At 71.8% G+C, this 25,034-nt stretch carries 21 protein-coding genes; 17 read left to right on the top strand and 4 right to left on the bottom strand.

What is annotated here, in order from left to right; translation table 11 throughout:
• Positions 1-2: 2 nt before the first annotated feature.
• A complete protein-coding gene (locus tag FOF48_RS31855) occupies positions 3-710 on the bottom strand; it encodes a TetR/AcrR family transcriptional regulator (protein WP_143907934.1) in 708 nt (235 codons plus the stop codon).
• A gap of 154 nt (positions 711-864) precedes the next feature.
• Here FOF48_RS31855 and FOF48_RS31850 point away from each other — a divergent pair, with 154 nt between their 5' ends.
• The 5 genes from FOF48_RS31850 (at position 865) to FOF48_RS31830 (ending at position 8,680) form a co-directional block, all read left to right on the top strand.
• The gene (locus FOF48_RS31850; protein ID WP_143907932.1) at positions 865-1,695 is read left to right on the top strand and encodes a sterol desaturase family protein; all 831 of its coding nucleotides are present in this window, start codon (positions 865-867) and stop codon (positions 1,693-1,695) included.
• A 127-nt stretch (positions 1,696-1,822) separates the two neighbouring features.
• A complete protein-coding gene (locus FOF48_RS31845; RefSeq protein ID WP_143907930.1) occupies positions 1,823-3,346 on the top strand; it encodes an FAD/NAD(P)-binding protein in 1,524 nt (507 codons plus the stop codon).
• A gap of 161 nt (positions 3,347-3,507) precedes the next feature.
• A complete protein-coding gene (locus FOF48_RS31840; protein WP_143907928.1) occupies positions 3,508-4,794 on the top strand; it encodes a hypothetical protein in 1,287 nt (428 codons plus the stop codon).
• Between the two features lie 348 nt (positions 4,795-5,142).
• Entirely contained in the window at positions 5,143-7,374 is a 2,232-nt protein-coding gene (locus FOF48_RS31835; protein WP_143907926.1) for a hypothetical protein, read from the top strand.
• Between the two features lie 163 nt (positions 7,375-7,537).
• Positions 7,538-8,680, top strand: a complete 1,143-nt coding sequence (locus FOF48_RS31830; RefSeq protein ID WP_143907924.1) for a bestrophin family protein — start codon at positions 7,538-7,540, stop codon at positions 8,678-8,680.
• Between the two features lie 9 nt (positions 8,681-8,689).
• On the opposite strand, the gene FOF48_RS31825 is transcribed toward FOF48_RS31830, so the two are convergent.
• Positions 8,690-9,478 carry a 2-keto-4-pentenoate hydratase gene (locus tag FOF48_RS31825; protein ID WP_143907922.1) on the bottom strand — a complete coding sequence of 263 codons (789 nt, stop codon included), beginning with the start codon at positions 9,476-9,478 and terminating at the stop codon, positions 8,690-8,692.
• Positions 9,479-9,665: 187 nt separating this feature from the next.
• Here FOF48_RS31825 and FOF48_RS31820 point away from each other — a divergent pair, with 187 nt between their 5' ends.
• The 9 genes from FOF48_RS31820 to FOF48_RS31780 are packed head-to-tail and all read left to right on the top strand — an operon-like array spanning position 9,666 to position 17,549.
• The gene (locus FOF48_RS31820; protein ID WP_143907920.1) at positions 9,666-11,108 is read left to right on the top strand and encodes an aldehyde dehydrogenase; all 1,443 of its coding nucleotides are present in this window, start codon (positions 9,666-9,668) and stop codon (positions 11,106-11,108) included.
• Positions 11,109-11,124: 16 nt separating this feature from the next.
• Positions 11,125-11,553, top strand: a complete 429-nt coding sequence (locus FOF48_RS31815; protein WP_143907918.1) for a RidA family protein — start codon at positions 11,125-11,127, stop codon at positions 11,551-11,553.
• A gap of 1 nt (position 11,554) precedes the next feature.
• Complete coding sequence (nbaC, locus tag FOF48_RS31810) at positions 11,555-12,079, top strand: 3-hydroxyanthranilate 3,4-dioxygenase (protein ID WP_143907916.1); 525 nt, start codon at positions 11,555-11,557, stop codon at positions 12,077-12,079.
• The gene (locus tag FOF48_RS31805; protein ID WP_143907914.1) at positions 12,076-13,092 is read left to right on the top strand and encodes an amidohydrolase family protein; all 1,017 of its coding nucleotides are present in this window, start codon (positions 12,076-12,078) and stop codon (positions 13,090-13,092) included. The genes nbaC and FOF48_RS31805 overlap by 4 nt, the downstream gene beginning before the upstream one ends.
• Positions 13,089-14,366, top strand: a complete 1,278-nt coding sequence (kynU, locus tag FOF48_RS31800; RefSeq protein ID WP_143907912.1) for a kynureninase — start codon at positions 13,089-13,091, stop codon at positions 14,364-14,366. Before FOF48_RS31805 ends, kynU begins: the two co-directional genes overlap by 4 nt.
• Positions 14,353-15,744, top strand: coding sequence for an NAD(P)/FAD-dependent oxidoreductase (locus tag FOF48_RS31795; RefSeq protein ID WP_143907910.1), 1,392 nt, complete (start codon positions 14,353-14,355; stop codon positions 15,742-15,744). Before kynU ends, FOF48_RS31795 begins: the two co-directional genes overlap by 14 nt.
• Positions 15,734-16,459 (top strand): SDR family oxidoreductase, encoded by a 726-nt coding sequence (locus tag FOF48_RS31790; protein WP_235685269.1) that lies wholly within the window; start codon positions 15,734-15,736, stop codon positions 16,457-16,459. The genes FOF48_RS31795 and FOF48_RS31790 overlap by 11 nt, the downstream gene beginning before the upstream one ends.
• Before the next feature lie 32 nt (positions 16,460-16,491).
• Positions 16,492-16,971 (top strand): hypothetical protein, encoded by a 480-nt coding sequence (locus FOF48_RS31785; protein WP_143907906.1) that lies wholly within the window; start codon positions 16,492-16,494, stop codon positions 16,969-16,971.
• Entirely contained in the window at positions 16,968-17,549 is a 582-nt protein-coding gene (locus FOF48_RS31780; protein ID WP_143907904.1) for a hypothetical protein, read from the top strand. The genes FOF48_RS31785 and FOF48_RS31780 overlap by 4 nt, the downstream gene beginning before the upstream one ends.
• 94 nt (positions 17,550-17,643) lie before the next feature.
• On the opposite strand, the gene FOF48_RS36645 is transcribed toward FOF48_RS31780, so the two are convergent.
• Positions 17,644-18,162, bottom strand: coding sequence for a hypothetical protein (locus FOF48_RS36645; RefSeq protein WP_161663552.1), 519 nt, complete (start codon positions 18,160-18,162; stop codon positions 17,644-17,646).
• Between the two features lie 274 nt (positions 18,163-18,436).
• On the opposite strand from FOF48_RS36645, the gene FOF48_RS31765 reads away from it, so the two are divergent.
• Together FOF48_RS31765 and FOF48_RS31760 are read left to right on the top strand one after the other, a co-directional pair.
• Positions 18,437-21,601, top strand: a complete 3,165-nt coding sequence (locus tag FOF48_RS31765) for a TonB-dependent receptor domain-containing protein (RefSeq protein ID WP_201755794.1) — start codon at positions 18,437-18,439, stop codon at positions 21,599-21,601.
• A gap of 40 nt (positions 21,602-21,641) precedes the next feature.
• Entirely contained in the window at positions 21,642-22,394 is a 753-nt protein-coding gene (locus FOF48_RS31760; protein ID WP_235685268.1) for a hypothetical protein, read from the top strand.
• On the opposite strand, the gene FOF48_RS31755 is transcribed toward FOF48_RS31760, so the two are convergent.
• On the bottom strand, positions 22,366-23,079 hold the full coding sequence (locus tag FOF48_RS31755) for an HAD family phosphatase (protein WP_143907894.1): 714 nt from the start codon (positions 23,077-23,079) through the stop codon (positions 22,366-22,368). The genes FOF48_RS31760 and FOF48_RS31755 overlap by 29 nt on opposite strands.
• Before the next feature lie 235 nt (positions 23,080-23,314).
• Between FOF48_RS31755 and FOF48_RS31750 the strand changes: the two genes are divergently transcribed.
• On the top strand, positions 23,315-24,958 hold the full coding sequence (locus tag FOF48_RS31750; RefSeq protein ID WP_143907892.1) for a sigma 54-interacting transcriptional regulator: 1,644 nt from the start codon (positions 23,315-23,317) through the stop codon (positions 24,956-24,958).
• The last annotated feature ends 76 nt before the right edge of the window (positions 24,959-25,034 follow it).

The raw sequence follows: 25,034 nt of genomic DNA, 5'->3' as shown, positions 1-25,034 counted from the left end.
CTTCAGCCTCCGCCGGGCGGCGTCACGCCCAGCGCCCCCTGGAGCATCCCGCCCAGCACCTCGCGGAAGCGCGCATCCGAGGCCGCGTCCACGGGGCGGCCCAGCACGGGCAGCAGCACCTCGCGCGCGAGCACGAACCACTGCGACGCGCACAGCGCCACGAGCAGCGTCATGTCCACCACGTCGCGCGACGGCGGCGGCGCGCCCTGGGCGACAGCCACGCGGCCCGCCTGGAGCTCCAGCGCATCCGCCAGCAGCCTCAGCCCCTGCGCGCGCGCCAGCGGCATGTGCTCCGCGCGGCCGGTGAGCAGCGCCCACGCCATCAAGCGGCCATGCTTCTCCTGCTGGAGCACGGAGAAGAAGCGCTCCAGCAGCTCCCCCGCGCCCGGAGGCGTCCGCGCCGCGAGCAGGTGCTGGCGGAAGGACTCCGCCAGCAGCTCGTTGCGCCGCACCAGCACCTCGCGCACCAGCGCCTCGTAGGTGCCGAAGTAGTGCGTGACGAGCGCGTGGCTCACCCCCGCCGCCTTCGCCACCGCCTGGAGCCCCACCCGGTCCGGCCCCTGCTCCACGAGCAACGGCTCCGCCGCCTGGAGGATGGCCTCCCTCGCCTCCTCCGGGGTGCGCCGCCTGCGGGGCGAAGAGGGCTTCGCGGAACGACGGGGAGCGGTGCGCCGGACCGGAGCCCGGCCCGTGGGACGCCTGGGTGCCATCGCGGCCATCCTACCCACCGCGCGCGGCCATTCAACGCGCCGCTTCCGGCCCCGCCCCGGCTATTGTCAAACTTGACAACAAATCCCGACGGTCACTATCCATGGACCACCGGGCGCGCGTGCCCGGGGTGTGCTGGCCCTTGCGAGGTCCGTGATGCTGCCGCTTCATCCGTCCCTGCCGGTGTTGTTCGTGCTGGTGCTGGTCATCTCGGGGAGCATCAAGCTGCTGACGGTGACGACCGGGTGGCTGGTGTGGCGCACGCGGCTGGCGGAGCGCATCCGGGTGTACCGGCGGGAGCTGGCGAAGGGGCAGCTGCGCAGCGAGGCGGTGGCGGCGGTGGGCGTGGTGCTGACGGACGCGGTGCTCATCGCCACCTTCCGCTATTTCGCCGAACCGATGATGGGGCCCTTCCGCCTGTCCACGGCGCTCTGGTCCTACGCGTGGATGTTCGTGGGCTTCGAGGTGTGGTTCTACGTGACGCACCGGCTGCTGCACCTGCCGCGCTTCTACCGCTTCCACGCGCAGCACCACGTGGCGCAGGTGACGGAGCCGCTCACCGCGCTGTCGTTCTCCGTGGTGGAGCGGCTGGTGCTGATGAGCGGCGGGCTGGGCATCCACTTCCTGGCCCTCCAGCTGAAGCCCGGGACGCAGGTCGGAATCCTGGCCTACATGCTGACCAACTACGCCCTCAACGCCTTCGGGCACGGCAATTCGGAGTGGCTGCCCAAGCGCTTCGTGACGTCCTGGGTGGGCCGCGTCTTCTTCACGCCCACGTTCCACGCGCTGCATCACGCGCGCTACCAGGGACATTACGGCCTCTACACCGTGGTGCTGGACCGGTGGCTGGGCACCGCGTTCGACGACTACCCGCTCGTGCACGCCCGCGCCCGTGACGGTGCGGGCCTCACGCGCATCGGAGAGCGGCTGCCCGTCCCGCCGTCCGCGGAGGTCCCGGCCGTGCCCGAGGCGCGGCAGGCGCTCTGAGGTCCACCGGGCCCCGACGTCCCACGGTGGGCCGGGCCCCGCGCGGGCGTGGGCCGACGGACACTGGGCGCGGGTGGCGCGGCCCGGGAGGGATGGCATCCGGTGGGGCCGGACCTAGAATCGAGCGGTGCACTCCCAGCAGGACGTGATCATCATCGGCGCGGGGGCCAGCGGTACGCTGCTGGCGGCCTGTCTCTTGCGAGGGGCCCGTTCGCCCCTGCGCGTGGCCCTCGTGGAGAAGGCGGAGCGGGTCGGGCGGGGGGTCGCGTACTCCACCACCAGCGCGCGTCACCTGCTCAACGTCCCGGCCGGCCGCATGAGCGCCTGGGTGGAGGACCCGGAGCACTTCCTGCGCTGGCTGCGCGTGGACGCCCCGGACACGCTCCCGTCCGTGTTCGCCGAGCGCCGCCGCTATGGCCAGTACCTGGAGGCGGTGCTGAAGGAGGCGGCCGCGCGCGCCGCGCCGGGCGTCCAGTTGGAGACGCTGCGCGACGAAGTGACCGCGGTGGTGGACACGGCCAGCGGCGTCACGGTGTCGCTCGCGAGCGGCGCCCGTCTGGAGGCGCGCGGCGCGGTGCTGGCGCTGGGCAACGCGCTGCCCGCGGACCTGCGCGTGCCGGACGGCGGGCTGTACTCGAGCCCGCGCTACCACCGCTCGCCGTGGGCAGCCGGGGCGCTCGAGGGCATCCAGCCCGAGGAGCCGGTGCTGCTCATCGGCTCGGGCCTCACCATGGTGGACACGGTGCTGTCGCTGGGCGAGCGCGGCCACGTGGGGACGGTGCACGCGCTGTCCCGGCACGGCCTGCTGCCACACGCGCACCGCCCGGCCGGAGCGAAGGTGCCCGCCGCCGCGGAGCCCCTGCGGATCCGCGAGCTGCTGCGCTCGGTGCGCCGGGAGATGGACCGCTGTCGCGACGCGGAGGCGGCGGCGCACGCGGCCTCGCCCTCCGCGCCGGGCACGCCCCCCTTCAGCACGCTGCGCATCCGCGACGTGCTCCGCTCGGTGCGCCTGGAGGTCGACGCGCAGGTGGCCGCGGGCGCGGACTGGCGCGCGGCGGTGGACGCGCTGCGCCCGGTGACCACGCCCCTGTGGCAGCGGCTGACGGACGCGGAGCGACAGCGCTTCCTGCGCCACCTGCGCGCGCACTGGGAGGTGCACCGCCACCGCATGGCGCCGGAGATCAACGCCGCGCTGGAGGCGTGGCGACGGGATGGGCGGCTGGTGCTCCACGCGGGCCGCGTGCTCGACTTCCAGCTGGAGCCGGACGCGGTGGCGGTCCGCCTGCGCCCCCGCGGCGAGCGCGAGGCCCGGGTGTTGCGCGTGGGCCACGTCATCAACTGCACCGGCCCCGAGTCGAGCCTGTCCTCGCGCAGCCAGCCGCTGCTGCGCGGCCTGCTGGAAGCGGGGCAGGCTCGCGCGGATTCCCTGGGCATGGGGCTGGCCACGGCGCCGGACGGCGCGGTGCTGGATGCGCTCGGCCGGCCCTCGGCCCACCTCTTCACGCTGGGGCCACCGCGCCGGGGCGACCTCTGGGAGACCACCGCCGTGCCGGAGATCCGCGCCCAGGCCCGGGAGCTGGCGGACCACCTGCTGCGCGGCCCCGGCATGTCCCGGACCGCCTCCGACCCGGCCCCCGCCGCGCCCCATTGAGCGGGGCCGCACGCCTGCCTGCCCGGTAGAGGACCTGACAGGCGCCATGACCTGGAGACCGGGCCCTGCCGACAGGCAGGCAACGGTTCACCCCAGCGGAAGGGTGTGGGGGGCGGGGATTCATGCGACATTCCGGGTCCCCCTCCTGGAGTGCCTCCCCCATGCCCCTGAAGCGCCCCCTCCCCGCACTCATGGGAGGCGTGTCCCTGTCCGTCCTCGCGAGCCTCGGGGCGGTGGCGTACCAACACCTGCGCACGGACGCGCTCGAAGCACGGCTGCTGCGCGAGGTGAACACGTTGATCCACGCGGAGCATCCGCGTCCGTCCCACGTCATCCCTTCGCGGCCTGGCACGTTCGGTGACGCCCTGTCGCCGCTGCTGCCCACGCTGCTCCGCCAGACCCACGACACGCCGGCCCCCACCGCGCAGGAGGCGGCGCTCCGCGAGGCGGTGACCGAGGGCCGCGCGCCGGTGACGGACCTCCCCGCCACGTGCCGCGAGGCGCTGGAGCAGGGCCGCCCGCTGATGCGGCAGGTGCTCGCCGCCACCCACGCGGAAGGGGGCGGCCTTCCGGAGGACCTGCGTCCCCTGTCCGGACCGGACATGTCCCGGCGCGACGCGCTGACCCAGGCCCTGCGGCAGGTGATGGAGCAGGCGGCGCTGGAGACGCGGCTCCAGGTGGCCCGGGGCGAGGCGGACGGCGCGGTGGACACGTGCGTGGACGCGCTCGCGCTGGGCCGGGAGCTGGCCCTGGGCGGTGGGCTGGTGGGACAGCGGCTGTCCGCCCAGGGTTACGCGCGCACCTGGAGGGCCTGCGCGGACGCGCTCGACGCGGCCTCCCTGGTCCGCAAGCGCCGGGCGATCTCCCAGCTCACCCGGCTGCATGAAGGGTTCCCGCCGGTGTCGCTGACCCTGCACGAGGAGGCCGTCGCCTCGCAGCTCGTGGCCTTCCGCGACCTGCTGTCCGACGACGCCCGCAGCCAGCTTCCGCCCACGTGGTTCGACGCGCCCCCGCTGCCGGGCGCCCTGTCGCGCCGCCACCAGTGGCGGCAGTGGGTGGAGGACGCGGACCGGCTGCGCGCCGTGGTGGATCAACCCTCCGAGGAGCGCCGCCGCGCGCTGGAGTCCCTGGACGCCCAGAAGGCCACGGAGCGCTTCCGCCACGCGGAGGCCCCCGCGGTGCGCCTGTCCCCCGAGGACGCCGAGGCGCTGGACCTGCGCGCGCTGCGCTCCGAGGCGCTCATCGCCCTGGCGGAGGTCGACGCGGCCCGGGCGGAGAAGGGCCAGTGGCCCCGCGCGCTGATGACCCGGACGACGTCGCTGGTGCTGGAGCCCGTGGACGACGCCCAGGTCGTCATCCGCTCGTGCGTGCGGGGCCTGACGCCCGAGGCGCTGCTCGTGACCGCGGACCGCCCGGCCGCGCTCCAGCAGGTCCGCGACCAGCCCTGACGCTCCGCACCGTTGGCGCCGCGCTCCGCCGACGCCGCGCTGCGCCGACTCCGCGCTCCGCCGACGCCGCGCTCCACCGACGCCGCGCCCGACTGGCGCCCCACCCGCCGACGCCGCGCTCCGCCGACTCCGCGCTCCACCGACACCGCGCTCCGCCGACTCCGCGCTCCGCCGACGCCGCGCTGCGCCGACACCGCGCTCCGCCGACGCCGCGCTCCACCGACTCCGCGCCCGACTGGCGCCCCACCCGCCGCCCTCCGCGGCCTCGTCTGGCGCGGCATCCCCCGTCGAGGGGGACGGGCGTTGTACGATGCCGCCTTTCCATGGACGTCGTGGGAGGGAGCCGTCATGTCGTGGAAGCTGGTGCTGCTGGACGAAGTGTCGAAGGTGCTACCGGACGCGCCCTTGCAGGGCTCCGACATCCGCGTGGAATTGCCGACCGCCAGCTACGCGCTGCCCGCCGGAGAGAAGCTGGGCGCCCTGACGTTCGCGTTCGACGTGTCGGCGCGAGGCTTCGTCGAAGGCTATGACGCCCCGGCGGACGTGGACGCGGCGGGCGTGGTGGGCGAGGCCCCGAGCGACCCGACGGCGCAGCTGGCCCCGCCGCTCGTCTACGGCGGGGACGCGGCGTGGCTCAAGTACGCGGTGGAGACGCGCGTGAAGGCGGACGTCGGCGTCCCCCTGCCCTACGTGGCGCTCTCGGCCAACGGCGACGTGCGCGTGCTGCTGGCGGACTACCATCGGCACCCCCAGCGGATGAACGCGCGCGCCGCGCTGAAAGAGGACGCCCCTTCGCTCCGGCTGCCCCTGCTCACGTCGTCGCTGGACGCGCTGGGCGTGGGCGACGCCATCGCCTTCCAGGCGCGCGGCGAGCTGTCCGTCACCGCGACGCTGGACTGGACGGACGTCTACACGTCCAACCTCCAGACGCTGACGAAGCTGCTGTCCGCCAGCACCCTGCTCTCCTTCGAGGCCAAGGCGGGCGCCACCGTGTCCGCGAAGGTGAAGGTGACGGACGACTACGCCGTCATCTTCTCCCGTCCCGAAGCGGGCCGCGTGCGCGTGCAGGTGAAGAAGGCCGTGGCGCGCGAGGCGGGCGTGACGGCCGCCCTGCACGTGGAGGCCCGCCTCACCGACCCGGCCGCCCTCGTCACCCAGGTGGAGCGCGTCCTGGAAGGGCTCCTGTCGGTGCCGCTGGGCACCTTCGAGTCCCTGCTGACGAAGCTGGAGGCGCATGCCCTGTCGGAGAACGAGACGAAGGTGCTGCGCATCATCCTGGACCGGCTGGGCTTCCAGGAGCTGGAGGTCAACCTCACCGCGCTGCGCGCGCGCTGGGACAAGCTGCGAGCGGACACGCGCGCGCGCATCCAGGCCCTGGCCGAGTCGAAGTTCGAGGCGGGCTTCCGCTACGAATACCTGCGCCTGAAGGAGCAGACCGCGCTCCTGTCCGCCGTGTGCACCGACGCCCAGGCGAGAGCCCTGCACCCGCTGCTGGTGACGGGGCGGATGGACAGCGCGACGCAGCGGATGCAGGCGGACGGCCTGACGCTGGAGCAGTGCCTGCTCAAGGAGGTCAACAAGGAGTCCAACGCGTGGGGCTTCTCCTTGAAGCTGGGGACGTGGGCGCTGGGCGGCAGTGACACGCGCGAGCTCACCCAGGTGGTGCAGCGCAACAGCCTGGAGAAGGAGGCGCCCCAGCGCATCTCGTTCCTGGGCGTGCGCTCCTACACCGGCGCGCTGCTCACGCCGTACTCGCACTGGACGGCGGACTTCAAGGCGGACATGGCGGAGCACCGCAAGTCGCCCACCGTGGCGGACTTCGACCTGGGCCTGTACCTGCTCCTGCGCCACGACGCGCGCAAGCAGGGAGACGACGATCTGCGGCAGGCCGTGGACGAGGCCATCATCTGGGGCGCGCTGGATGACGCGGAGGAGGAGGAGGTCCTCAAGCGCATCCGCGCCGCCGCCGCGGGACAGGCGTTCGAGACGCGCGTGGAGCTGAAGCTGGACAACCGGACGCTGCGCGACGTCATCACCCACGCGGCGGATCCCGACGCGCCCTCCGCCTTCGCCCGCGCGCTGGGACGGGCGCTGCCCTGGTACGCCGTGCCGTGCCGCGACCGCCCCGCCGTGCGCGAGTCGATCTACGCGCCCCTCTGGAAGTCCTACCTGGAGCAGAACTGGTCCGCGGCCGACGCGGCCAGGACGGCCGCCGCGTCCCTCAAGAACAACCCCCTCGTCGGACGCTTCGCCCACACCGAAGGGCAGCTGGGCGACGGGATGCTGACGTTCGCGGAGGTCATCCAGAAGAACCCCGGCACGGTGTCCAAGTGGCGCGACCTGCGCGCGGGACTCCTGGACCTGCGCAACAACGAGCAGCGCTCGCCCGCGGTCTTCAACGGCGCGTTCAAGGCCCTGTCCCAGTCGTGGGCCCAGTCCTTCCATCTCAAGGCGACCGGCGCGTTCTTCCTGGAGCTGGCGGCGCGCGGGGGCAACGGCCTGGCGACGGTGGAGCGCACCTTCACCGTGACGGTGCCGGGGGCGGGCACGAACCTCGTGTTCTCCAAGTCACGGGCCTGACGCCGGCGCGGGCGGTCCGTCGGGTTCCGCACGCTCGCCGGGCGTGCGGACGAAGCGTGGAGGAGCTGGTGGACGCGCACGAAAGGCGCCGCGTTGCCGCGCCCCGGGGGCATCACTAGATCCGAAGCCGCACGCAGCACGCCCCGGCAAGGAACCCCGCGCGATGATCGTCGGTCGGATGTTGTCCTGGCGGATCATCCTCCGCTACACGGGACGCCCCGTCGTCACCCACGTCATCGTCGCGCTGGCCATCGCCCTGGGCTACGAGGTGCTGGGCGCCAAGTGGCTGTCGGTCCCCGCGCTGCCGGTGTCGCTGCTCGCCGCGGCGCTGGGCGTGCTGCTCGCCTTCCGCAACAACTCCGCCTACGAGCGCTGGTGGGAGGCGCGCACCCTCTGGGGAGGGCTGGTGAACTCCTCGCGCACGCTCGCCCGGCAGGTCCTGACCTTCCTGCCCGCGCCCCGGGCCCAGCGCAGCGACGGCACCCCGGAGACGCCCTCCACCGCGTCGCGGCTGGTCCGGACGGCCGTGCAGCCAGACGGGCCCGCCCTGGCCCCCGCCTGGGCCAAGGTGGGTGACGGCGCCGTGCGCGACCACTCCGGCCGCGCGCGCGACCTGCGCGACCCGGACGCCCCCCGCCCGCATCTGGCCTCGTTCATCCACCCACCGTCGGAGTGGAACGCGCCCCGGGGCATCATCACCGGCATCACCGAGGACGCCCGCGAGCTGGTCTACGCGCAGATGGGCTTCGTGAACGCGCTGCGCTGCCACCTGCGGCGGCAGGACCCCTTCCCGGAGATCACGCCGTTCTTCCGCCCGTCCGTGCTGGAGGCGCTGCGCGGCGAGCAGAACGTGCCCGCCTCCATCCTGCTGTGGATGGGCACGCGCCTGCGCCGCATCTACAGCGACGTCCAGCACCCGGAGAAGGTCTACATGCGCGTGGCGATGGACAAGACGCTCTCGGACCTGACCGACCAGCTGGGCGCGTGCGAGCGCATCAAGAACACGCCCCTCCCCCGCCAGTACGACATCCTCCCGCGCGCCATGGTGCGCGCCTACCTCACCCTGCTGCCCCTGGGCGTCGTCGCGGACCTGGGCGTGCTCACGCCGCTCGTCACCGCCATCATCGCGTTCCTCTTCATCGCCCTGGACGCGGTGGGACGCGACGTGGAGGACCCCTTCGAGGATGGCGTCAGCGACACGCCCATGACGGCGCTGTGCCGCACCATCGAGATCAACCTGCGCCAGATGCTGGGCGAGTCAGCGCTGCCCCCGCCCCTCCAGCCGCGGAACGGCCTGCTGTATTGAAGGGCCGCCCTACTCCACCGCGGACACCTCCACCGTGCCCAGCCCGTCCACGGTGAGCCGCACCTGGTCGCCGGGCTTCATCAGGTAGGCGGCGGTGGCCGCGCCCGACAGCACCAGGCTCCCCGCGGGCAGCACCTGACCGCGCTCCGCCAGCAGCGCGCACAGCTGGATGAGGGACACCACCGGGTCTCCGGAGATGGCGTCCGAGCGCGCCTCGCCCTCCACCTTCCCGTTCACCTCCATGCGCATCTGGAGCCGCGTGAGGTCCAGGTCGCGCGGGCCGCGCTCCAGGGTGCCGGGCACGAACAGCGACGACGACGCGTTGTCCGCCACCACGTCCGGCAGGCTGAAGTACTTGAAGCCCACGAAGCGCGAGTCCAGCACCTCCATCGCCGCGAAGACGGCGTCGCACGCGTCCAGCACCTCGTCGCGCGTCACGGCCCCCTTCAGCTCGCGCGACGTGCGGAAGGCGATCTCCGGCTCGATGCGCGGGTGGATGCCCGCGCCCACGCTCACCGTCCCCCCCGCCCGCACGCGCATCCGGTCCGTGAGCACGCCGAAGATGGGCGAGCCCAGGTTCATCTGCTGGCGCTTCGCCTCCGACGTGAAGCCCATCTTCAGGCCCACCACCCGCTCGCCCTGGGCCTCGCGCAGCCGGATGCCCTCCGCCTGCACCGCGTAGCCGTCCGGCACGGACAGCTGGGGGTGCGCATGCGTCAAGGGAGGCACCTCCCGCCGCTCGCGCCGCGCCGCGTCCAGAATCCGAGCCAGGGCCACCACGTCCGCTGTCGAGGTCATGACGCGGAACATTTCCATGCCCGGCCCGCAATTCCACCAAGGATTCACCGGTGGAGCGGGTCCCGGAGTCGCTGGGAGGCGAACGACCGCGCAAGCGAGCGCCACCCGACGTCCAGCGCTCGGAATCCTGGAGGCGGTGGACGGGCGCGACATACATTGCCGCGCGTCTGCCCAGGAGGGAGCTGCCTTGGAAAAGGTCCTCAACTACATCGGTGGCGAGCTGGTGCCCGCGGCGGGCGGCCAGTGGCTGGACAAGCCGGAGCCAGCGACGGGCCGGCTGTACGCGTATGTGCCGGACTCGCGCGAGGCGGACGTGCAGTCCGCCGTGGAGGCCGCGGGCCGGGCCTTCCCCGCGTGGTCCGCGCTGCCCGCGGTGGAGCGCTCGCGGATGCTCCGCCGCGTCGCGGGCCTCATCCACGAGCGCCTGGACGCGTTCGCTCGGGCGGAGTCCATCGACACGGGCAAGCCGCTGGCGGTGGCGCGCACGGTGGACATCCCGCGCAGCGTGCTCAACTTCGAGTTCTTCGCGGACGCGGCGACGCAGTTCGCCAGCGAAGCGCACCCGATGGACGGCGTCGCGCTCAACTACACGCTGCGCTCGCCGCTGGGCGTGGTGGGCTGCATCTCGCCGTGGAACCTGCCGCTGTACCTGCTCACGTGGAAGATCGCCCCCGCGCTGGCGGCGGGCAACTGCGTGGTGGCGAAGCCGTCGGAGGTGACGCCGATGACGGCCTTCCTCCTGTCCCAGGTATGCCGCGACGCGGGCCTGCCGCCGGGCGTGCTCAACCTGGTGCACGGCCTGGGTCCCCACGTGGGCGGCCCGCTCACGCGCCACCCGGACGTCAGCGCCATCTCCTTCACCGGCAGCACCCGCACCGGCGCGGAGATCGCCCGCGTCGCGGCGCCCGCGTTCAAGAAGCTCTCGCTGGAGATGGGCGGGAAGAACCCCAACGTCATCTTCGCGGACTGCGACTTCGACGAGGCGCTGGCCACCACGCTGCGCTCCTCGTTCGCGAACCAGGGGCAGATCTGCCTGTGCGGCCCGCGCATCTTCGTGCAGCGCCCCCTCTACGCGCGCTTCCAGGAGGCGCTGGTCGCGCGCACGCGGGCCCTCAAGGTGGGCGACCCGCTGGAGGCGGGCACGAACCAGGGCGCCCTGGTGTCGCGCGAGCACTTCGACAAGGTGATGGGCTACATCGCGCTCGCGAAGCAGGAGGGCGGCAGCATCCTCACCGGCGGCAAGCGCGCCAGCGTCCCCGGCCGCTGCGAGAACGGCTGGTTCGTGGAGCCCACGCTGGTGGAGGGCCTGACACCCACCTGCCGCACGAACCAGGAGGAGATCTTCGGCCCGGTGGCCACGCTCATGCCCTTCGACGACGAGGAGGAGGTGCTGTCGTGGGCCAACTCCACGCGCTATGGGCTGGCGGGCAGCGTGTGGACGAAGGACCTGGCGCGCGCGCACCGGTTCGCCTCGCGGCTGCACAGCGGCATCGTCTGGGTGAACACCTGGATGCTGCGGGACCTGCGCACGCCGTTCGGCGGGGTGAAGGAGTCGGGCGTGGGCCGCGAGGGCGGCTGGGACGCGCTGCGCTTCTTCACCGAGCCCAAGAACGTCTGCATCAAGCTTTGACCCCAGGAGCGACACAGTGAGCGCTGGCGAGCGGATTGATTCGAAGAAGGCCCCGGAGCCCGTGGGGCTCTACCCGCACGCGCGCCGCGTGGGGAACCTCCTGTTCCTCTCCGGCGTGGGCCCGCGGGAGCGCGGCAGCAAGGCCATCCCCGGCGTGGAGCTGGACGCGCGGGGCGACGTCGTCTCCTACGACATCGAGACGCAGTGCCACTCCGTGTTCCGCAACGTGCGCTACATCCTGGAGGACGCGGGCTCGTCGTGGGAGCGGCTGGTGGACGTGACCGTGTACCTCACGGACATGAAGCGGGACTTCCCCACGTACAACCGGCTGTGGGCCGAGTACTTCAAGAACGACCCGCCGTGCCGCACCACGCTGGAGATCAACCGGCTGCCCACGCCCATCGCCATTGAACTCAAGTGCATCGCCACCATTGGAGACGAATGACATGGGCCGACTGACCCCCATCAACTTCAAGAAGTGGATCGACGAGCACCGCCCGCTGCTCAAGCCCCCGGTGGGCAACCAGCAGGTGTGGGCGGACCGGGACTTCATGGTCACGGTGGTGGGCGGCCCCAACTCGCGCACGGACTTCCACGTCAACGAGGGCGAGGAGTTCTTCTACCAGCTGGAGGGGGACATCACCCTGCGCGTCATCGACGAGGGGCAGGTGCAGGACATCCCCATCCGCGAGGGGGAGATCTTCCTGTTGCCCCCCAAGGTGCCGCACTCGCCGCAGCGGCCCGCGGGCACGGTGGGCCTGGTGCTGGAGCGCCGCCGCCAGCCGCGGGAGCTGGACTCGTTCCTGTGGCTGTGCCCGAAGTGCGGCGACAAGCTGTACGAGGAGTCCCTGCACGTCACCAACCTGGTGACGCAGCTGCCGCCGGTGTTCGAACACTTCTACGGCAACCCCGAGCACTGCACCTGCAAGCGGTGCGGCACGCAGGTGACGCGGGGTGGTGCGCCCCAGTGAAGGTCGACATCCACACGCACCTCCTGCCCCCGGAGCTGCCCCGCTTCGCCGAGCGCTTCGGCTACGGCGGCTTCATCACGCTGGACCACCACGCGCCGTGCCGCGCGCGGATGCTGCGGGATGACGGGAAGTTCTTCCGCGAGATCGAAAGCAACTGCTGGGACCCGAAGCAGCGCGTCGTGGAGTGCGACGCGCACGGCGTCCAGGTGCAGGTGCTGTCCACGGTGCCGGTGCTCTTCAGCTACTGGGCGAAGCCGCAGGACGGCCTGGAGGTGGCGCGCTTCCTCAACGACCACCTGGCCTCCGCGGTCGCCGCGGCGCCCAGGCGCTTCGTGGGCCTGGGCACGGTGCCGCTCCAATCCACCGACCTGGCGGTCAAGGAATTGGAGCGCTGCGTGCGCACGCTGGGCTTCGCGGGCGTGCAGATTGGCAGCCACGTCAACGACCTGAACCTCTCCGACCCGACCCTCTTCCCCTTCTTCCAGGCGGCGAGCGACCTGGGCGCCGCCGTCTTCGTGCACCCGTGGGACATGATGGGTGAGGCGAAGATGGCGAAGTACTGGCTGCCGTGGCTGGTGGGGATGCCGGCGGAGGTGTCGCTGGCCATCTGCTCGCTCATCTTCGGCGGGGTGATGGAGCGGCTGCCGAAGCTGCGGCTCGCGTTCGCGCACGGCGGCGGCGCGTTCCCCGGCACGCTGGGCCGCATCCAGCACGGCTTCGAGGTGCGCCCGGACCTGGTCGCGGTGGACAACCCGGTGGCGCCGCGCGACTACCTGGGGCGCTTCTGGGTGGACTCGCTGGTGCACGACGCGGAGACCCTGCGCGCCATCGTGAAGCTGTTCGGCGCGGACAAGGTGGCGCTGGGCAGTGACTACCCCTTCCCGCTGGGCGAGGAGCGGCCCGGCACGCTCATCGAATCGCTGACGGACCTCTCCCCCCCGGTCCGTGAGCGGCTGCTCTATCGTAACGCCCTGGAGTGGCTGGGGCGCTCGCACGAGGACTTCGCACCATGACGGCCCCTGTCTACGAAAGCTCCGACGCGTTCGCGCACCGGCTGGACGCCGAGGATCCGCTGCGGCCGTTCCGCGACGAGTTCCTCCACCTGGCCGCCCCCTCCGGCGCGCCGGCCATCTACCTGGCGGGCAACTCCCTGGGGTTGCAGCCGCGCAAGGCGCGCAAGTACGTGCAGATGGAGATGGAGGACTGGGAGCGGCTGGGCGTGGAGGGCCACGTGCACGGCCGCCACCCCTGGCTCCCCTACCACGAGCTGCTGACCGAACAGGTGGCGCGGCTGGTCGGCGCGCAGCCCCTGGAAGTCGTGGTGATGAACACCCTGTCGGTGAACCTGCACCTGATGATGGTGTCGTTCTACCGGCCCACGCGCGAGCGCTACAAGATCCTGGTGGAGGGGGGCGCCTTCCCGTCGGACCAGTACGCGGTGGCGTCGCAGGCGCGCTTCCACGGCTACGACCCGAAGGACGCCATCATCCGGCTGATGCCGCGCGCGGGCGAGGACACGCTGCGCCCCGAGGACGTCCTGGAGGCGGTGGAGCGGCACGGGAAGGAGGTCGCGCTGGTGATGCTGGGCAGCGTGAACTACCTCACCGGGCAGGCGTTCGACCTGAAGGCCATCACCCGCGTGGCGCACGCGCAGGGCTGCAAGGTGGGCTTCGACCTGGCGCACGGCGCGGGCAACCTGAAGCTGTCCCTGCACGACGACGGGCCGGACTTCGCGGTGTGGTGTTCATACAAGTACCTCAACGGCGGGCCGGGCAGCCTGGGCGGCGTGTTCGTGCACGAGCGGCACGCGCACTCGCCACAGCTGCCGCGCTTCGAGGGCTGGTGGGGGCACAACAAGGCCACGCGCTTCGAGATGGGCCCCACGTTCGACCCGCTGCCGGGCGCGGAGGGGTGGCAGCTGTCCAACCCGCCCATCTTCCAGCTGGCGGCGCTGCGCTCGTCGCTGGAGCTGTTCGACAAGGCGACGATGGAGGCCCTTCACGCCAAGAGCGTGAAGCTGACCGGCTTCCTGGAGTTCCTGCTGGACCGGTTGCCCGCGGGGTTCGTCACCATCACCACGCCGCGCGATCCGAAGCAGCGCGGAGCGCAGCTGTCGCTGCGCTTCCGGGGCGAGCCCAAGCGGCTGCTCCAGCGGCTGGCCGCGGCCGGCATCCTCTGCGACTTCCGCGAGCCGGACATCATCCGCGCCGCGCCCGCGCCGCTCTACAACACGTACCTGGACGTCTTCCGCTTCGTGCGGACGCTGGAGGCCCATGCCCTCGAATGAGTCCAAGCTGACGGTGGTGGGGGCGGGGCTCGTGGGGTCGCTCCTGTCGCTGTACCTGGCCCGCCGCGGACACACGGTGGAGGTGCTGGAGCGCCGCCCGGACATGCGCCGCGAGACGCTGGACGCGGGGCGCTCCATCAACCTGGCCATCTCCACGCGCGGCCTGCACGCGCTGCGGCAGGTGGGGCTGGAGGAGGAGGCGCTGAAGCACGCCATCCCCATGCGCGGGCGGGTCATCCATCCGGTGCGCGGCGAGCTGGCGTACCAGCCCTATGGGAAGGACGACTCGCAGCACATCAACTCGCTGTCGCGCGGGTGGCTGAACCGGTTCCTGATGACGCGCGCGGAGGAGACGGGCCGGGTGCACCTGCGCTTCCGCCAGCGGGTGACGCACGCCGACCCGGCTGCGGGGAACCTGACGGTGCAGGACGAGGCCACGGGCGAGACGCGCGAGGTGCGGGACGCGGTGGTGTTCGGCACGGACGGCTCCGGCTCCGCGGTGCGGCAGGCCCTTCAGCCCCAGCCGGGCTTCCACGCGTCCCAGGAGACGCTGGGGCATGGCTACAAGGAGCTGACGATTCCGCCGGGCGAGGGCGGGCGCTTCCAGATGGAGAAGCACGCGCTGCACATCTGGCCGCGCGGTTCGTACATGCTCATCGCGCTGCCCAACGAGGACGGCAGCTTCACCTGCACGCTGTTCCTGCCGTGGCAGGGGCCCATGAGCTTCGCGGCGCTCCAGACGCCCGAGTCGCTGGAGGCGTTCTTCCAGGAGCAGTTCCCGGACGTGAAGGCGCTGATCCCCGGGCTGGTGGAGGAGTTCTTCTCCCGGCCCACGGGGCAGATGGTGACGGTGAAGTGCGCGCCGTGGCGCGTGGGCGGGCGCACGCTGCTGTTGGGCGACGCGGCGCACGCGATGGTCCCCTTCTACGGGCAGGGGATGAACTGCGGCTTCGAGGACTGCGTGGTGCTGGACTCGCTCCTGGAGGCGCGGCCGGACTGGGAGCAGGCGTTCCGCGCGTTCGAGGCGCTGCGCAAGACGAACGCGGATGCCATCGCGGACATGGCGGTGGAGAACTTCATCGAGATGCGCGACAGCACCGGGGATCCGCGCTTCCTGTTGGAGAAGGGCGTGGAGAAGGTGTTGCTCAACGCCTTCCCGGGGGAGTTCGTCAATCGCTACACGCTGGTGAGCTTCAGCCGCGCGCCCTACCGGTTGGCGTACGAGGTGGGCACCATCGCGGGCGGCATCGTGGCGGAGCTGTCGCGGGCGCTGAAGCGCCCCGAGGACGTGGACCTGGACGCGGCGGCGAAGCTGATCCGCGGCCGGCTGACCCCTTTCATGAAGGAGCACGCGGATGGATTTCGGCTTGAAGGGTAGGCGGGCGTTGGTGACGGGCGCGTCGTCCGGGTTGGGGCGCGCCATCGCGCAGACGCTGGTGCAGGAGCGGGCGACGGTGGCGGTGTCGTCGCGCGGTGGGGAGAAGCTCCAGAAGGCGGCGAAGGAGCTGGGCGCGGCGCTGGCGGTGCCGTGTGACTTGACGCAAGCCGGGACGGCGCGCGAGCTGGTGCGCGAGGTGACGGAGAAGCTGGGCGGGCTGGACGTGCTGGTGGTGAACACGGGCGGGCCGCCGTCCGGTGGCTTCGAGGCCATCACGGGCGAGCAATGGCAGGCGTCCTTCCAGAGCCTGTGGCTGTCCACGGTGGAGGCGATTCAGGCGGCGCTGCCGGGCATGAAGGCGCAGGGCTGGGGCCGCATCGTGCTGGTGACGTCCACGGCGGCGCGTGAGGCGATGAACAACCTGACGGTGTCCAATGGCTTGCGCGCGGGCCTGCTGGGGCTGGTGAAGAGCCTGAGCAACGAGGTGGCGCCGTATGGCATCACGGTGAACGCGGCGCTGCCGGGCTACCACGCGACGGACCGGATGAAGGACCTGGGCCTGTCCGACGAGAAGGTGGCGCCGAACATCCCCGCGCGCCGGCTGGGGAGGCCCGAGGAGTTCGCGGCGCTGGTGACGTTCCTGGCGTCGGAGCCGGCCGCGTATATCAGCGGACAGTCCATCGCCTGCGACGGTGGAGCGCTGAAGGGCTTCTGAGGTGACGTCCGTGTCCTTCCGGGGGGAAGGACATGGACGCGACGTCGCGGGCGGTGTGCCTGGGACTGGGATGGCTGCTCACGGGGTGCGCGACCCGTTCGGGTACCGTGGTGGAGGGAAGCCTCCAACCGCGTCACTTCCGGTTCGTCACGGTCGTGAGCAAGACGGAGCCCGAGGAAGGAGGCTGGCGCGAGGCCTGCCTCCAGGTCCCCCTCCGGCGCGACACGGGAGAGGTCTTCCTGTGCACGCTGGGCATCGGCATGCCCCTGCAAACAACGAGAATGGGACTCATCCCCACCCGACTGGCGCAGCGCATCTCCGCGGACTGCGCGAACCTGGCGGCCCAAGCGGTGTTCAGCTCGACCACCCCCGTCACGGCGCTCGGCCTTGCCTGCACGGAGTTCAGGAGCACCTTCGGCATCGCGCTCTCCGGAGCCGTCATCGGCTCACGGGTTGGACAGCGGTGCCACGAACAAACCACGCCTGTCCTGCCCGGGTTCCAGGAGCCATGAGACCCTCCGCCAAAGAGCTGCTGGAGATCGCGCGTCGCTATTGGCGTGACGACGACCTCTATTCCGTCCGGCCAGAGCCCAGCCCGGAGTCCCTCCGGTACGAAGCGCTCTGGGATGAGAAGAACAAGGACGGGCCTCGTTGGGGGGCCCTGCTCAAGGCACTGAGGAAGTCCCTCCCTGACTGCGACGTCTGGGATTACACACCGCCCACGGCGAACCCCAGCTTCGGTGCGCTTGTCTATCCGCCGCGGGACGTGATTGCGCACCGCCCCCAGACTGCCTGGACGGTCGCCGGCTATCTCAGCATCCTCGCCCCGGTCTACACCGTGCACTCCATCCGCCGGGTGTTCCTGGGGAAGCAGCTCATGGACTCCAAGGTGTTCCTGGGCCCCATCCCCCTGGAGCTGCGTAGCATCGCGGACACCGTCGCCCAACGCATCGAAGCGGACTACGGCGCGACCCCGCTGCCCCTCGACGTCGCTCAGGCGCCCGTTCCCCTCTACGTCAACTTCATGAAGCCGCCGCGGACGACGCTCTTCCACGCCCTCTTCACCTCGGAGCCCTGGAACATCCCCTGAGCGCCGTGTGCCGCGCGGTCAGCCAGGAAGGGGCGCGGAAGAACAGTTCCGCGCCCCACGGTGTGCCCCCTGCTGAAGGGCCAGCCGTCCCGCGCTAGAGCCCCAGCACGGTCAGCGTCCCGGGCCCCGCCGCGGCCGTGAAGCCCAGGGGGCTCAGGCACTTCGTCAGGTCCAGCTGCGCCAGCGCCACCGTGTGCTCGATGAAGGCACCCACGAACCGGGTGCCGCTCGTGACCGTCCCGGACACCGAGGATACGGACGCGCCCGCCCGCGCCGTGATGACGGTGGCCTGGTCCACCGTGCTCGTGCTGCCGTCACTCCAGGTCACCGTGAAGCGGCCCGCGCTCCCATTCGACAGACACGAGACCAGGCCCGTCCCCTGGAAGTCGAAGCTCGCGTAGACCAGGTCCACCGGGAGCCCCACGCACGGCCCGAAGAGCGCCTTCTCCTCCGACGCCGTCTGACGCGGCGTCAGCGTCACCCCCGGCGTGAACTTCGAGACCGAGGTCCCCACCGGACACGTCAACAGCACCGTCTCCGCCTGCGCCCCCGTCGCCATCACCACCGCCAACACCACGCCCATCATCACCTGCCGCACCCCATCCAATCGCATCGCCGTTCTCCTCGTTCCCACATCGAAGCGCCGCGACTCCCATCGCGGCCCCGGATGGATGCGACCTCGCCACTCCCGCCGCCATCACCCCGCGGACACGGCCCGCTGCCCTCCAGTGCCTGACGCACCCGGCCAGGACTTCGCGGCCCTGACAGCAAAATCCAGTTCTTTAGGTCTGGTGGATTTCTCACGTTTTGCGACAGAGTGCGCCGCCTTCGCCGGGAGGGGCCTCAACGTGTCCAGTCGTGTCCGTGTCATCCGTGGGCTGTGGCTCATGGTCCTGCTGTGGGGAACCGGGGCGTTCGCCCAGGGCAACTCGGTCATCACCGGGACCCTGGTGAACACGCTCGACAAGCAGCCGCTGGCGGACGTCGTCGTCACCGCCACCTCGCCGCAGTTGCAGGGCGAGCGCACGGTGCTCAGCGACAAGACCGGCCTCTACCGCCTCCCGCAGCTGCCCTCGGGCACGTACACGCTGCGCTTCGAAGGCCAGGGCTTCCAGCCCTATGCGCGCACGGGAATCCTGCTGCGCATCGACCGGACCATCCGCTTCAACGCGGAGCTGGTCCCGGACACGCTGAGCCTGGACGTCGAGGTGGTGGGCTCGCCGCCCACGCTGGACGTGGGCTCCAGCGCCGCGGGCATCACCGTGGACCAGGAGTTCATCCGCAACATCGCCGTCATCCGGCCCGGCACCAAGGGCGCCGCGTCCCGCTCCTTCGAGAGCCTGGCGGAGCTGGCCCCCGGCGCCACCGAGGACCGCTACGGCGTGAGCATCAGCGGCAGCTCCTCACCGGAGAGCCAGTACGTCGTGGACGGCCTGTCCGTGAACGACCCCGGCGTGGGGACGCTGGGCACGCCCCTGTCCGTGCAGTTCGTGAAGGAGGCCAACATCATCACCAGCGGCTACATGCCGGAGTACGGCCGCTCCACCGGCGGCGTGCTCAACGTCACCACCAAGTCCGGCTCCAATGAGTTCCACGGCTCCGTCTTCGCCAACATGGCGCCCGGCGGCCTCCAAGCGCCCGGAAGGGAGATCCTGCGGGAGGGCAGCGTCATCTCCGCGCAGGGCAGCGCCCACAACCTGGGAGACTTCGGCTTCGACCTGGGCGGCCCGCTGCTCAAGGACAAGCTCTGGTTCTACGTGGGCGTCGCGCCGTCCTTCAATCGCATCCAGGTGGACCGGCAGCTGAGCAGCTATGAGGTGTGCACGGAGGTGGACCCCGCCCAGGGCTGCTCCGCCGTGGGCGCGCGCCGCAAGGACCCCACCACCGGCTTCTCGCGGGTGACACCCATCGACGGCAGCCGCGTCAGCCGCTTCGCGGACGAGCGCAGCATCCAGTACCTGGGCAAGCTCACCTACAACTTCAACCCGGACCACAGCCTCGCCGTCTCCATCTTCGGCACGCCGCGCACGTCCGGCGGCAGCGGCAAGTACTCCTTCAGCGACGACGGCGAGCCCGAGGTGTGCTTGAGCCTGTCATGCACCGCCTTCGTGCAGGGCGCCTATGAAGCCATCGCCACCCGGCGCAGCAACAGCACGCTGGACCTGGTGGCGAAGCAGACGTCGGCCTTCTTCGACAAGAAGCTGCTCGTGGACGCGACGCTCGGCTGGCACCACCAGGCGGACTCCATCCTCCCGTCGGACGGCTCCGGCCTGGGCTCCGGCGAGGGCCTGTCCGCGAAGTCCAACATCGCGTGGCGCCGCACCCGCAACCCCGGCTTCCACACCATCAACGAGTTCGAGACGCTGCCCGACCCCGACGCCTGCGGCACCACGCCCGCCGAACAGGCCGTGCGCTGTCCCGTCGCCGCCTACTCCACCGGCGGCCCCGGCACCATCAGCATCCAGCGGCTGGACCGCGTGCAGGGCAAGGTGCTGGGCACCTACCTGGTGGAGGCCCTGGGCCACCACATCCTCAAGGCCGGCGCGGACCTCGAGCGCATGAGCTTCTACAACAACCGCGCGCGCACCGGCCTCACGCCCTGGCAGGAGTGCACCGGCGGCGACTGCTTCTTCAGCCTCAACCAGTACGGCTACCTGGAGGGCCCGGACCAGCCCGTGTTCCTGGCCAGCAAGGAGGGCACCTCCACGTCCACCACCGTGGGCGGCTTCCTCCAGGACAGCTGGTCCATCCTGGACAAGGTCACCGTCAACGTGGGCGTGCGCTACGACGTGCAGACCATCTACGGCCTGGATGGACAGGTGGGCCTGCACCTGCCCAACCAGTGGTCCCCGCGCCTGGGCGTCATCTACGACCCGACGCAGAAGGGCCGCGCCAAGCTCTTCGCCAACTACGCGCGCTTCTTCGAGAACGTCCCCCTGGACATGGCGGACCTGTCCTTCCCCCAGCAGCAGCTGCTGTCCGCCACCTACGCGGCCCCTCCGTGCAACCCGTCCCGCGAGGGGTCGCTGCTCGTGGACTGCACCCTGGACGCCAACCGCCAGCCCATTGGCAACCGCGAGAGCCCCAACCAGCTCTGGGACGCGCAGGGCGGCGACCGCGTGCCGGTGGATCCGAAGATCCGCGCCCAGTCCGCGGACGAGTTCGTGCTGGGCGGTGAGTACGAGCTGCTGGCCGCCAGCCGCCTGGGCACCACGTACACCCGGCGCTACCTCAACGACGTCATCGAGGACATGAGCCGCGACGACGGCAGCACCTTCTTCCTGGGCAACCCGGGCAAGGGCTACTCCACGGACTTCCCGCTGGCGAAGCGCAAGTACGACGCCGTCAACGTCTACTTCCAGCGCAACTTCACGGATGGATGGCTCGCCCAGGCCAGCTACACATGGTCCACCCTGCGCGGGAACTACTCGGGGCTGTTCCGCGCGGACACCGGCCAGCTGTCCCCCAACCTCACGCGCGACTTCGACCTGGTGTCGCTCACCATCAACCGCGAGGGCCCGCTGCCCGGCGACCGCACCCACGCGTTCAAGCTGTACGCCGCCAAGGAGCTGATCCTCACGTCGAAGACCCGGTTCGTGGTGGGCGGCAACTACCGGGCGCGCTCCGGCACGCCGCTCAACTACCTGGGCGCGCACCCGCGCCGCAGCGGTTCGGAGACGTTCATCCTGCCGCGCGGCAGCGCGGGCCGGCTGCCCTGGGTGCACGGCGTGGACGGCCACGTGGGCCTCGTGCAGGGGCTGTCCAAGGGCTACGCCCTCACGGTGTCCCTGGACGTGTTCAACCTCTTCAACTTCCAGCAGTACACGGACGTGGACCAGACCTTCACCTTCACGCGGGTGTACGCCATCGAGCAGGGCGGCACGCCGGATGACCTCACCGCCTGCCTCAGCGCGAAGAACCCCCACTGCAAGGTCATCTCCACCGCCACGGGCCTGCCCATCGGCGTGCAGGACATCAACCCCAACTTCAAGCGGCCCACCGCCTACCAGGCCCCGCGCTCCATCCGCCTGGGCGCGGAGCTGAGCTTCTAGGCCACCGCCCATGAGGACCCCCGCGATGAAGCTTCGATGGATGGCAATCAGTGCAGGGCTCGCGGCCGCCGCTGTCGCCGTGGGCGCGTGCGGCAGCGAACCGGAGCCCGAGTGCGTGGTGGCGCGCGCCGTGTCGGACGGCTCCACCGGCTCGTTCGCCGCGACGTACCAGCTCAAGGCCGGGCAGAACCCGGACCTGGTCTGCTCGCGGCTCAAGCCGGAGCCGCTGGGCCTGCAGAAGTTCTTCAGCCCCGCGCCGGAGGCCCCCGACACGGTGGGCGTGCGCAGCGCGCGGCTGGGCAAGCTGCTGGAGGACTTCGCGTCCCGGTTGTCGGCGGACTCCACCGCCTCCGCCACGGCGGTGGGCGCCTTCGCGTCCCCGACGCCCGGGGCGGACCACTTCTGCTCGGTGCCGGAGCTGACGCCCACGCGGCTGGAGGTGGCCGCGGCCCAGGCGTCCGACGGCGGCGTGCTGCCCGCGCAGGAGTACGGCTACGCGTGGAGCCACCTGCGCATCTACAACACGCCGGAGATTCCGGGCACGCAGTTCACCGCGGAGCTTGTCTACACGGAGAACGGCTGCACCGCCGCCTACGACGTGAAGGGCATCTGGCCCGTGGTGAAGTGCCAGAACAGCAAGACGAAGCTGCCGGACGACACGCTGTGCGACCCGTACGCGGACTACGACGCGGGCCGGCTGCGCGGCTCCGGCATCAACCCGCTCTTCCCCGTGAAGTGCGACCCGGACGCGTTCATCTGCGTGCTCACGGGTGAGGTCCCGTCGGCGCCATGAGGCCCTGACCTCCGGGGCGCAGCGCCGCGGGCAGGTCCCGGAAGTCCTTCACCAGCCAGTCCGGCTTCTCCCGCGCCAGGACGTGGCGCGGGAACGAGGTGGCCACGGCGACGCACGCCGCGCCCGCGGCCCGCGCGGCCCTGAGGCCCGCCACCGCGTCCTCGAACACCACGCACGCCTCGGGGGCGACGCCCAGCGCGGAGGCCGCCTTGAGGTACACCTCCGGATGCGGCTTGCCCCAGGTGACGTCCCGGGAGGTCACGCGCACGGGGAACAGGTCCTCCAGCCCCACGCGCTCCAGGGCCAGCTCCGCGTTCTCCGCCAGGGCGCTGGTGCCCAGGGCCCAGGGCACTCCGGCCTGACGCAGGGAGCGCAGATAGGCCTCCACCCCGGGGACCGCGACCACCGGCTCGTGGGCGAGCAGGCGGTGGAAGGCCCGCTCCCGGTCGTTCGTGAGCGCCTCCACCTCCTCGTCGCTCAGCTCCGTGCCGAACCACGCGCGCAGCGTCTCGCCCGCCCGCCGCCCGTTGGTGGCGAGCAGCTCCTCCCGCGTGGGCGCGTAGCCCCGGTCCCGGGAGAACTCCTCCCAGACGCGGTAGTGCAGCTCGGTCGTGTCGATGACGACGCCGTCCAGGTCGAACAGGACGGCATCGAAGAGGGCGCTGTTCGAGGTCGATGGGGACATGGAGTTCGGGCTCTCTCGAAGATCCACACGGCGGACGGTTCAACACTATTCACGGGGTGGGGCGCGGGCGCGCTCCTCGCCCCCACGGGCCTGGGCCCACCGGACGGGCAGCCATGGGGAAGCCCCCTGGCCGGTCCCACCGGAAAGGACCATCCCCAATGAAGCAGAAGGAGGGAGGCAACCCGCCTGGTGGGCCCAGGTGCAGCCAGCCCGTTGTAGGCTTCCCCGGAGGTCCATGCCGCCCAAGAATCCCGCCGAATTCTCGACGACCGCCGTCCGCACGCACGGAACGCCCTCGCAGACCGCCCAGGCGGTGCCCGCGTTGACGCTCATTGGCCATGCCCAGCCCCAGCGCGTGGGGGAACGGCTGCTGCTGGAGGGGCTGCTGTCGGGGGAGCGCGCGGTGGAGCTGTCGCGCAACGCCCCGGACTTCAGCCGCCCGGGTGGCGTGCTGTCGCTGCCCCTGGGGGACCCGTTCCTGAGCCGCACGCCGGTGCGCTTCGAGGCGGGGACGCGTGGCGGGGTGCGGCTGCTCGTGCCGCAGGATGGGACGCCCGTGCTGGTGGGCGGAGAGCCGGTGCGCGGCGGGCGGGAGTTCCCGGCCGAGGCGCTGGTCGCGGGCGTGCCGCTGGTGCTGGCCGGGCGCGTGGCCCTGCTGCTGCATCAGGCCCGCGCGCGCGGCCCCAGCACCCAGAGCGCGGCGGAGCTGGCGGCGCTGGGCATGGTGGGCGACAGCGAGGGCATCGTCCGCGTGCGCGAGGACGTGCTGCGCGTGGCGGACCTCCAGGTCCCCGTGCTGGTGCGGGGTGAGACGGGCACGGGCAAGGAGCTGGTGGCGCGCGCGCTCCATGCGCACAGCCCCCGCCGCGCCGGCCCCTTCGTCAGCGTCAACCTGGGCGCCCTGTCCCGGGACCTCATCGCCGCGGAGCTGTTCGGCGCGCTCCGGGGGGCCTTCACCGGCGCCACGCGCGACCGCGACGGCTTCTTCCGCGCGGCCCACGGCGGCACCCTCTTCCTGGACGAGGTGGCCGAGGCGCCCCCGGAGGTCCAGGCCGCGCTCCTGCGCGTGCTGGAGACGGGCGAGGTGCACCCCGTGGGCGGACACGCCCCCGTGCGCGTCGACGTGCGGCTGGTCACCGCCACGGACGCGGACCTGGAGGCGCGCATCCAGGACGGCCGCTTCAAGGCGCCGCTGTTGCACCGGCTGGCGGGCTTTGAAATCGTCGTGCCCCCGCTGCGCGAGCGCCGCGCGGACATCGCTTCGCTGTTCCTCCACTTCGCGCGCCAGGAGCTGGAGTCCACCGGCGAGGCGGAGCGCCTGACGTCCGCGGACGCACGGGCCGAACCGTGGCTGCCCGCGTCCCTCGCCGTGCGGCTGGTGCGCTCCGCGTGGCCCGGCAACGTGCGCCAGCTCCGCAACGTCGCGCGGCAGCTCGTCATCGGCAGCCGGGGCCTGCCCGGGCTGCGCGTGGACGCCCGGCTGGAGCAGGCGCTGGACGCGGACGCCCTCCCCATCCCGGGGCAGGTCCTGCCCGTGGACGGGGGCGCTCCGGCGGCGGAGAACACCCCGGCGGGGGTCCGCACGCCCGCGCGGCGCAAGCCCGCGGACGTGAGCGAACAGGAGGTGCTGGAGGCCCTGCGCGCCTGCGCGTGGGACCTGAAGGCCACCGCGGACTGGCTGGGCATCCCGCGCTCCTCCGTGTACGTGCTCATCGACAAGAGCTCGCTGCTGCGCACCGCGCGCGACCTGAGCCCGGAGGAGATCACCCGCTGCTTCCACGAATGCGAAGGCGACCTGGACCGCATGGTGCAGAAGCTGGAGGTCTCCCGCCGCGCGCTCCAGCGGCGCGTGCGCGAGCTGGGCCTGGAGGGCACCTGATCCGACGCGTCAGCCCTGGTCGGTGACGTGTCACTGACACGTCAGTGGACATGTATCACCTGTCTCATGCGTGTCT

The sequence above is a fragment of the Corallococcus sp. Z5C101001 genome (assembly GCF_007352635.1).
Classification (GTDB): domain Bacteria; phylum Myxococcota; class Myxococcia; order Myxococcales; family Myxococcaceae; genus Corallococcus; species Corallococcus silvisoli.
This window is presented reverse-complemented; position numbering and strand designations above follow the sequence as displayed.